At 70.3% G+C, this 8698-nt stretch carries 8 protein-coding genes; 4 read left to right on the forward strand and 4 right to left on the reverse strand.

Features of this window, described 5'->3' with window-relative positions; genetic code table 11:
- Window positions 1-296: 296 nt before the first annotated feature.
- Window positions 297-950, reverse strand: coding sequence for a TetR family transcriptional regulator (locus tag ACWDSL_RS49900; RefSeq protein ID WP_450495979.1), 654 nt, complete (start codon window positions 948-950; stop codon window positions 297-299).
- Window positions 951-1226: 276 nt separating this feature from the next.
- On the opposite strand from ACWDSL_RS49900, the gene ACWDSL_RS49905 reads away from it, so the two are divergent.
- The 3 genes from ACWDSL_RS49905 (at window position 1227) to ACWDSL_RS49915 (ending at window position 4256) form a co-directional block, all read left to right on the forward strand.
- On the forward strand, window positions 1227-2708 hold the full coding sequence (locus ACWDSL_RS49905) for an MFS transporter (protein WP_450495981.1): 1482 nt from the start codon (window positions 1227-1229) through the stop codon (window positions 2706-2708).
- A gap of 137 nt (window positions 2709-2845) precedes the next feature.
- The gene (locus ACWDSL_RS49910) at window positions 2846-3634 is read left to right on the forward strand and encodes an SDR family NAD(P)-dependent oxidoreductase (RefSeq protein ID WP_450495982.1); all 789 of its coding nucleotides are present in this window, start codon (window positions 2846-2848) and stop codon (window positions 3632-3634) included.
- A gap of 160 nt (window positions 3635-3794) precedes the next feature.
- Window positions 3795-4256, forward strand: coding sequence for a DUF3093 domain-containing protein (locus ACWDSL_RS49915; protein WP_450495984.1), 462 nt, complete (start codon window positions 3795-3797; stop codon window positions 4254-4256).
- 169 nt (window positions 4257-4425) lie between these two features.
- Here ACWDSL_RS49915 and ACWDSL_RS49920 read toward each other — a convergent pair whose 3' ends face one another.
- Both ACWDSL_RS49920 and ACWDSL_RS49925 read right to left on the reverse strand, forming a co-directional pair.
- On the reverse strand, window positions 4426-4758 hold the full coding sequence (locus tag ACWDSL_RS49920; RefSeq protein ID WP_450495986.1) for a hypothetical protein: 333 nt from the start codon (window positions 4756-4758) through the stop codon (window positions 4426-4428).
- 125 nt (window positions 4759-4883) lie between these two features.
- A complete protein-coding gene (locus tag ACWDSL_RS49925; protein ID WP_450495987.1) occupies window positions 4884-5507 on the reverse strand; it encodes a TetR/AcrR family transcriptional regulator in 624 nt (207 codons plus the stop codon).
- A gap of 422 nt (window positions 5508-5929) precedes the next feature.
- Between ACWDSL_RS49925 and ACWDSL_RS49930 the strand changes: the two genes are divergently transcribed.
- Window positions 5930-7153: a glycosyltransferase family 2 protein gene (locus ACWDSL_RS49930; protein WP_450495989.1), complete on the forward strand. Its 1224-nt coding sequence runs from the start codon at window positions 5930-5932 to the stop codon at window positions 7151-7153.
- On the opposite strand, the gene ACWDSL_RS49935 is transcribed toward ACWDSL_RS49930, so the two are convergent.
- Complete coding sequence (locus ACWDSL_RS49935) at window positions 7086-8522, reverse strand: sulfatase family protein (protein WP_450495991.1); 1437 nt, start codon at window positions 8520-8522, stop codon at window positions 7086-7088. The two genes, ACWDSL_RS49930 and ACWDSL_RS49935, sit on opposite strands and share 68 nt — an antisense overlap.
- Window positions 8523-8698 lie beyond the last annotated feature (176 nt).

Consider the following 8698-nt stretch of genomic DNA (forward strand, 5'->3'; position numbering starts at 1 on the left):
GGCGGGCCCCCCGCCCCGCCGCCCCGCACCACAGCCCGTTGGGTCGCGGGCGGAAGGCTCACGGTCCGGGTTCACCGCGCTCGGGGTGTCCCGGCCGGGGCCCGGTCATGAGACGTCCCGCGCCGAGGCGGCACAAGCCGCGGACTTCGACGCTGCGGGCCACTCGGTCTCCTCCGACTCGACGTCGCTGGGACCAGGCAACACCAATCCGCGAGTTAAGTCAACCCGTTGATTTAATTTGGCGGCGAACTTGTCTCCCACCCCTTCAGGGGGTGCGCCGAAGTGGGCGCGGTCCGTCAGCCCTCGTACGTGACCGACGCCTGCCACAGTGCGGCGATGGCATCGATCAGGCCGTTCGCCGCCTCGCGCCAGCTCGCCCGGGGAGTGGGTTCGCCGTCCGCGAGGGCACGTTCGCGCTCGGCCACCATCTGCGTGATGAGGTGCCGCGTCATCGCGACGCGCTCAGCGTGCACCTCGGGCGGCAGGTCGGCCAGACAGCGGTTCAAGCCCTCCTGAAGCTTCTGCATCGACGGCGAGGCCGCCGCGAACTCCTCGCTCGTGACCGCGCGCAGGACAGGGTCCGCCGTCACCTGAGCGATGAACCGGCCGTACCAGCTCGGGGCGCCAAGGGCCGCAACATGGTCGGCCACAGGACGGACCGCGCAGGCCACCCAGTCCCGCAGGTCGGCGGAGTCTCCGATGGCGCCCAGCATGCGCACGCGGTTGGCCTCTATGGCCTCGGCATGCCTGCGGGAGATGGCGCGCACCAGGTCGATCTTGGTGCCGAAGTGATAGCTGACCGCGGCGTTGTTGCCCTGCCCAGCGGCCTCGCTGATCTGGCGGTTGGCGACCGCGTGCACGCCGTGTTCGGCGAAAAGTCGCTCCGCCGCCTCCAGGAGCGCCTCCCGCGTCGCATGGACCTGCTCATCCCGTCTCGTCTTGCCGGCCATCATCACCACCCCTTCGGGACTTCACGCTAGTCCGCCGAAGGCCCGTCCCCGGACCATCGCGACTCCTCGGCCAGGTCGGCGAGGTCGAACGACGAAAGCGTACGCAATGGAAGGGCCGGTTCAGGCCAGTCCCCGCGCCTCACGTCCACACGGCGTTCCAGTCGGATTCAGCCAGCTCGACTTGAACCCGGCCACGTTTCGACGTAGCTTTTAAATCAACCCGTTGATTTAAGGGACGGAACTGTCCCCATCTGCCTACTAAAACGGAGACCAGCCATGTCCCACATCCCCAGCCCATCCACGAACGCCACAGCGTCCGCACCCCCGAATCCGAACGTAATCGTGGCGGTGCTGGCCTTCGCCGGCATCGTGGTCTCACTGATGCAGACCCTGGTCATCCCGATCGTGCCGGAGCTGCCCAAACTGCTGAACGCCCCGGCCTCCGACACCGCCTGGGCCGTCACCGCCACCCTCCTCGCCGCCGCCGTCGCCACCCCCATCGCCGGACGCCTCGGCGATATGCACGGCAAGCGCCGCATGCTGCTCACCAGCCTCGCCATGCTCACGGCAGGCTCGGCCATCGTCGCCCTCAGCGACTCCCTCACCCCGATGATCGTCGGACGCCTTCTGCAGGGTCTGTCGGCCGGTGTCATCCCGCTGGGCCTGAGCATCATGCGCGACGAACTGCCCGCCGACCGGCTCGGCGCGTCCACCGCGCTGATGAGCGCGTCCCTCGGCATCGGCGCCGCGCTCGGCCTGCCCATTGCCGCCTTCGTCGCCGACAACTTCGACTGGCACGTCCTGTTCTGGGCCTCCACCGTCATGGGCGCCCTCGCACTCGTCGCCGTACTGACGCTCGTACCCGAATCCAAGATCCGCACCGGAGGCCGCTTCGACCTGATCGGCGGCCTCGGCCTGGCCGGCGGCCTGGTCTGCCTGCTGCTCGCCATCTCCAAGGGCGCCGACTGGGGCTGGGGCAGCGGCACCACCCTCGGCCTCTTCGCCGCCGCCGTCGTCATCCTCCTCGCCTGGGGCCTCTTCGAGCTGCGCACCACCCAGCCGCTCGTCGACCTGCGCACCACAATCCGCCCGCAGGTCCTCTTCGCCAACCTCGCCGCCCTGGCGTTCGGCTTCTCCCTCTTCGCGGTCCAGCTGATCGTCCCGCAGATCCTCCAACTGCCCGAGCAGACGGGCTACGGCCTGGGCGAGGACCTGCTCACCGTCGGCCTGGTGCTCGCGCCCCAGGGCCTGATCGTGATGTTCGCGGCTCCCCTGTCCTCGAAGATCTCCCAGGCCAAGGGCCCCAAACTCACCCTTATGATCGGCGCCCTGATCGTCGCCGCCGGCTACGCCCTGAACATCTTCCTGATGAACGAGATCTGGCAGCTGATCCTGGTCTCCTGCATCATCGGCGCCGGCATCGGCTTCGCCTACGGCGCCCTGCCCATGCTCATCATGAGCGCCGTCCCGGTCTCCGAGACCGCCGCCGCCAACGCTTTCAACACCCTCCTGCGCTCCATCGGCAGCTCCGTCGCCAGCGCCGCCTCCGGAGTCATCCTCGCCCAGATGACCACCACCTTCGCCGGCCACGCCCTCCCCTCCGAAAACAGCTTCAAAGTCATCATGGCCATCGGCTGCGGCGCCGCCCTCGTCGCTCTCCTCCTGGCCTCCTTCCTCCCCCGACAGCGCCCCGACGCCACCGCACCGGGAACCTCCGCCCAGACGCCCGCCATCGCCGATGCCGGACGGAACGCGTAGCCCCGGTCCGACCCGCCTCGACGGTGGGGCGCGGCCGGGCCGTAACGCCCGCCCGCTCGGCCCATCCGCCGAACAGAACCCGAACAGCCCCGCCGATCGGCTCGGCGGGGGCACCCAACCCAGTAGTTGGAGAAACCATGACAACCGAAGCCCACTCGACGCACGCGCACCAGCCGGGCGGTCTGCTCTCAGGCAAAGTGGCCGTGATCACCGGCGTCGGCGCGGCCGAGACGATCGGCGCGGTCACCGCCGCGCTGTTCGTGGAGGAAGGCGCACAGGTGCTGGCGACCGACATCAGCGGTGCGCAGGAAGAGACGGCGGCCGCTCTGGGCCCCGCCGCGGTTCCCTTCCAGGCCGACATCACGCGTGAGGGGGACGTCGAGGCGCTGTTCGCGCACGCCATGGAGACGTTCGGGCGGGTCGACATCCTGGTCAACGTGGCCGGCAACCCCGGCGGTCGGCGGGGCCCGGAGGTCACGGTCGAGGAGTTCGACCGCCTGACCTCGGTCCACCTGCTCGGCACACTGCTCACCAACAAGCACGCCGTGCGGGCGATGGTGCCCGCCTGCGGAGGTGCCATCGTCAACTTCTCCTCGGCCGCCTCGTTCAACATCGACAAGCGGATATCGATGGCCTATTCCGCCGCGAAGTCCGGTATCAACTCCCTCACCAAGTCGTTCGCGGTCCATTACGGCACCCAGGGCATCCGCGTCAACGCGGTCGCACCGGGCTTCACGCTCAGCAAGAAGAACCACCGCGTGCCGCCCGAGGCGCTGGAGGAGCTGGGCGGCAAGGCGGCGCTGGGGCGGGCGGGAACACCGGAGGAGCAGGCGCACGTCGCCGCGTTCCTGGCCTCGGACCAAGCGTCGTTCGTCACCGGGGTTGTCGTCCCCGTCGACGGCGGATGGTCCGCACGGCTCGCCTGACCCCTGCCGCTGAACGGCACCGCGCACCGCGCACAACGTGAATGGTGCCGTCTCGCCGCACCGGTTCAGCAGCCGCCACGCCCACCATTCGACGCGTCCCGGCCCGCCCGGGCCGACCGACTGCGGGCCCTGAGCAGTTCCTGAAGGAGGACCAGGTCCCATGCCGCTATCACCTGCCCCGTACGAAGAACGCCTCAGCTCGCCCCGCTCCTGGGGCCTGGCCTGCCCCCTTGTCGGCGTGGTCATGGCCCTGGCCCTGCTGCCCATCGGCCCGCTGGCGATGCTCATCGGCCTGGTCGGAGGCACCGCTGCCGCCGCGACGGTGGTCAACTCCTACGGCTCCCCGCGCATACGGGTCGTGGGCGGCTTCCTGATCGCGGGCGACGCCAAGATCCCGGTATCGGCGCTCGGCAAGGCAGAGGTCCTGGACCCGGACGAGGCCCGGTCCTGGCGGACGTACAAAGCCGATGCCCGAGCCTTCCTGTTGCTGCGCGCCTACATCCCCACCGCGCTGCGCGTGGAGATCACCGACCCGGCCGACCCCACGCCGTACCTGTACCTGTCCACGCGCGAGCCCCAACAGCTGGCCGATGCCCTGAGCGCGGCGCGGGGATGCGTATAACTCTTACTCAGGCGGGCGCTCGTCCGGGCAGCCTGTGATGCGCGAAGAACTCCCACATGACGTCGGTGGCATTGACCTCGGTGGAGACGTGACCCATGCCTGGAAAGGCGGCGGGGTAAGGAGAAACCGGCCAGGTGTGTCCACCGTCCGCTTCACGTACATGCTGGCCTCAGCACCCCGTCGGCGGGCCGTGTAGCTGCGGAGCGTGAGTGTTGGTCAGCGAGGTGTCGCGCGGTCCGATGCGGCAGCCGTCCAGGGTCCCCCAGCGGTCGATGGCCGCGGGCACCGAGTATGGCCAGCAGCCCGGGCCGCCACCGGTGTTCGGGTTCACGGGGTCCTGCTGTCCGTGGAAAGCCAGGACGGGTACCGGACGGGCGGGAGCGCAGCTTCCGGGCTCAGGGCGGGTGGGGTCGGAGGGGTCCGGATTGCCCGCCCGCAGACCCGCGACCGGGGCGATGGCGGCGATCCGGTCGGCCAGCCGGCACGCGAGCAGCGAGGCCATGCGCCCGCCGCCGGAGAGGCCGGTGGCACATACCCGATCGGCAGCGACACAGAAGTCACCGGAGACGGCGCTGATGGCGTCGGATGACGAACCGGGCCATGGCCTCCGGTTCCTGCGGCGTCCGGTCAGTCGGCCGGTTGCGTGTCCTGCCCGGAACCGGCCGGAGGGGTCAGCATCCGCGTGAACGTCTCGGCGATCGCGGCGATGTCCAGCGTCGGGTCGTGCATCCACTGGATCTGAAGGCCGTCCAGCACCGCCAGCAACGCCCTGGCCAAGTGGTCCGCCGGTTCGTCGGCCCGGATCACGCCGGTTCGCTGGCACTCTCCGAAGTCCCGTGTGACCTCGGCCGCGAGGCCCCGGTAGCGCTCGGTGAAGTAGTCGTGCGCCGGGCTCTCCGGATCCGTGGCCGCCGCCGAGAGCGTGAGATACAGCTTCGCCAGACCGGGGTGGTCGGTGGTGTGGCGGGTGCTCGCCACCATGTTGTCAATCAGGGTCCGGCCCTCTCCGGCACCACCGACGGACGCCTTGCCCAGCACGTCCCTCCGCTCCAGAACCGCGAGAAGCAGCTCGTCGCGTGTGGGGAAGTAGTACGTCAGCGCCGGCTGCGTCACCCCGACCCGATCGGCGATGTCCTGAAGGGAGGCTCGTTCGCCGTACTCGTCGATGGCCTCATAGGCAGCCTGGAGGATCTGCTCCCGGCGTTCCGCGCTCTTGCGGTACGGGCCCCGTGGTTTTCGCTGGTTCGTCACTCGTCAGACCGTACTTCACGCAGTACGTCCGCGAGTCGGATTACGACCTGCGCTGTCACACGGTGCCCGGCACACCCCGGCGGGAGTTGCGCACGGCAGAACGGACGCGCTGACCTCCCCGGCAGCGCGCCCGCCCTGTCCCCGCGGCACGGCCGGGCACCGGCGTGTCAGGGCGTCGGGGCCCGGCCGGCCGTGCTAACCGACCGTGACCGTCGCGGCGCACGGAAGTACGTCCGCGGCGAACCCGGCCGGCACGGTGATGTCGCCTGGGCGGCTTGCCGCTCGGGTTGATCAGGCCGAACAGGGTGCGCGCGATCGCGGCACCCGCCTCCTCCCCGAGCAGCGGAGCGAGCAGGACGGCGTTTTAGAGCCGCACCGCCTTCTCCTGCAGCAGCGCTCGGCCGGAGGCCACGGCACCAGTGGTGTGCCCATGGCGGCCAGGTGGTCCAGAAGGTCCTCCTGGTCGCCGGGCAGGGACGGCGAGGCCCGTCGGCATCGCCGTTCCCCGCATCACCGGGCTGGAGACCGCCGAGTCGGGCAACTGGATCGGCCGGTACGAACGGGCCCGCTCCTCCCTCGACCTGGGCACGCGCCCGGCACTGGTCCGCCCGGGGTCGTTCGTGTCCTGGGCCTCTACCGCCTGCGTGGTCGCCCGCGTCGACGCGATCGGCGACGGCTTCGACGCGCGGATGCGGGTGGGCGAGGACCTGGACTTCGGCTGGCGGGCGATTCGACGGGGCTGGCGGATGCGGTACGAACCCACGGTCGCCGCCGCCCACGAGCACCGGGTCGGCGTCCGCGACTGGTTCGTACGCAAGGCCGAGTACGGGACCGGTGCGCAGCCGCTCGCCGAACGGCACCCAGGTTCGGTGGCCCCGGCGGTCCTGGCGCCGTGGAGCACCGTGATGGTCGTGGCCCTGCTGGCACAGCGGCGCTGGTCCGTGCCGGCGGCCACGGCGAGTTGTGCGGTGACGGCGGTGCGCATCGCCCAGAAGCTCGGCCCAGTTGATCAGTCCGGCCGACTGGGGGTGCGGCTCACCGTGGGCGGCGCGGTCGCCGCCCTCAGTCAGACCGGGGCGCTCCTGACACGGCACTGGTGGCCGGCCACCGCCGTGGGCTGCCTCGTCTCCCGACGGGTGCGGCGCGCGGCGGCCGTAGCGGCAGTCGCGGACATAGCACTGGAGTACCGTCGCGCGCAGGTGGGCCTGGATCCGGTGCGCTACGGCGTGGCGCGGCCACTCGACGATCTCGCCTATGGAGCGGGGGTGTGGTTCTCCGCTGTCAGGGGGCGTTCCGTGGCCGCGCTGCGTCCTCGGCTGCTCCAAGCTCCCAGGCCGCTCAGAAACCGGCCGCGCGCCGCCGGAACGCCGCGTCCACGAGGTCCGAAAGCTCCGCCCCTGTGCGACCCTGTCGCCCGATTCGGTCGACCTGGTGCAACCGCTAGGCCGCTGGCGCTGAATGCTCAGGTCACGCTGATCGAATCGTGCCTCACCGCGAATCGGGCGACAGAGGCGCACAGCCCCGGACGCCGGCGCAGCCGCATGATCGCAGGGCAGCGCCGACGGACCTGTGCCGGGGTCACTCGTGGTCTTGGAAGGTGGTGCCCAGCAGTTCACGGACGAAGTCTTCCCCATGTTCGTCGATGAGCTGCTGGAGGATCTTCTGGCCTTCGCGGATGAAGTCCTCACGGGTCTGCCACGACACCTCCAGGCCGAGCGCGGCGATGAGGTCGGCGGTGTCGAGGAACGGGTCCCCCGCTGCGGTGAGCAGGCGGCCGAGTTCCGCAGCCAGTTCCCCGCGCAGGGCTGCGCTGCCGGGGTCGTCGACGAGGTTGTGCAGTTGGTGGGGGTCGGCGGTGTTGTCGAAGAGCATCCACGGGCGGTGGCCGACGAGTTCGACGTAGGTGTGCCGGGCGGTGCGTACGCCGCGCCATACCCGGCGGCCCGCCGGGGTGCTCTCCGCGGTCGCGGTGTGGTTGCCGAGCAGGACGGAGGCGACCGGGGACGGGCCGTGGCCAAGCAGCGTCGGCGAGCAGTCGGCGCCCTGCATCGACTCCGGGACCGGCAGGCCCATCAGGGCGAGCAGGGTTGGGGCGGTGTCGACGGTGGAGAACAGGCCCTCGGCGCGCAGGCCGGCGGGGATGTGTCCGGGCCAGCGGGCCAGGAACGGAATGAGGACCGACTCCTCGTAGGCGGACTGCTTGCCCTTCTCCCCGTGCGACCACAGCATGTCGCCGTGGTCGGAGCTGAACACCACGATCGTGTTCTCGGCCAGGCCGCGTTCCTCCAGCGTGCGCAGCAGCCGCCCGAGGAGGGTGTCGAGCGCGGTGACAGCCGCGTAGTAGTCCGCCAGGGTGCGGCGCACCCGCGGCTCGTCCGCCTCGTCCATGACGACGTTCGGCCGCAGCGTCAGCGCGTCCGGGTCGTACATGGCCTTGTACTCGTCGGGCACCATGTCGTACGGGTCGTGCGGCGGCCCCCAGGACAGGAACAGGCAGAACGGGGTGTCAGGGCCCTGTGAAGCGAGGAACTCCTCTGCGAGGGCGGTCTGGACTTCGGGCTCATAGCCCTCGGGGGTGACCGGGTCGGGGGTGTCGCGGTGGTAGACCGGCTTCATGTAGCTGTGCGAGCAGTTGAACGCCGCCCACCAGTCGAACCCCATACGCCCGGCCCCCGGCGGCGTGAACGCGTCACGCGGCACGCCCGCCAGGTGCCACTTGCCGATGTAGCCTGTCCGGTAGCCGTGGTCACGCGCAACCGTGGCGATCGTCGGCAGATCCGTCGGGATCGGCAGGTCGTTGCCGACCACCCGGTGCGCAGCCGGCGCCAGACCGGTGATCAACGAGGCCCGGTTCGGCGTACACACCGGGGTGTTCGCATACGTCGACGGAAAGATCGCCCCTTCACCGGCCAACGCTGCCAGCGCCGGGGTACGGACATCCGCGTTCCCCATCGGCGAGATCCCTTGCCCGCGCAACTGGTCGGCGAACACGAACAGCAGATTCGGTCTGGTCATCGACACACTCCGGCTCGAAGCGGCATAGCCCGCGCTCACGGGAGGGGGAACGCATCGATCGTATTGAAACGTTCCAAACTCCAGGTCAGCGATTCAGCGCACCTTCGGTGCGCGCCGGGGGCGTGGTAAATGCCGTGGCGGGCGCCGGGGGTGCTTCTGTCTGCCCTGATGTGGGC

The organism is Streptomyces sp. NPDC000941 (assembly GCF_053599555.1).

What these genes read in the sequence shown, in the direction of transcription:
- ACWDSL_RS49900 (WP_450495979.1), bottom strand. Translation starts at nt 950, where the DNA reads ATGGCCGGCAAGACGAGACGGGATGAGCAGGTCCATGCGACGCGGGAG.
- ACWDSL_RS49935 (WP_450495991.1), bottom strand. Translation starts at nt 8,522, where the DNA reads ATGACCAGACCGAATCTGCTGTTCGTGTTCGCCGACCAGTTGCGCGGG.
- ACWDSL_RS49910 (WP_450495982.1), top strand. Translation starts at nt 2,846, where the DNA reads ATGACAACCGAAGCCCACTCGACGCACGCGCACCAGCCGGGCGGTCTG.
- ACWDSL_RS49905 (WP_450495981.1), top strand. Translation starts at nt 1,227, where the DNA reads ATGTCCCACATCCCCAGCCCATCCACGAACGCCACAGCGTCCGCACCC.
- ACWDSL_RS49920 (WP_450495986.1), bottom strand. Translation starts at nt 4,758, where the DNA reads ATGGCCTCGCTGCTCGCGTGCCGGCTGGCCGACCGGATCGCCGCCATC.
- ACWDSL_RS49915 (WP_450495984.1), top strand. Translation starts at nt 3,795, where the DNA reads ATGCCGCTATCACCTGCCCCGTACGAAGAACGCCTCAGCTCGCCCCGC.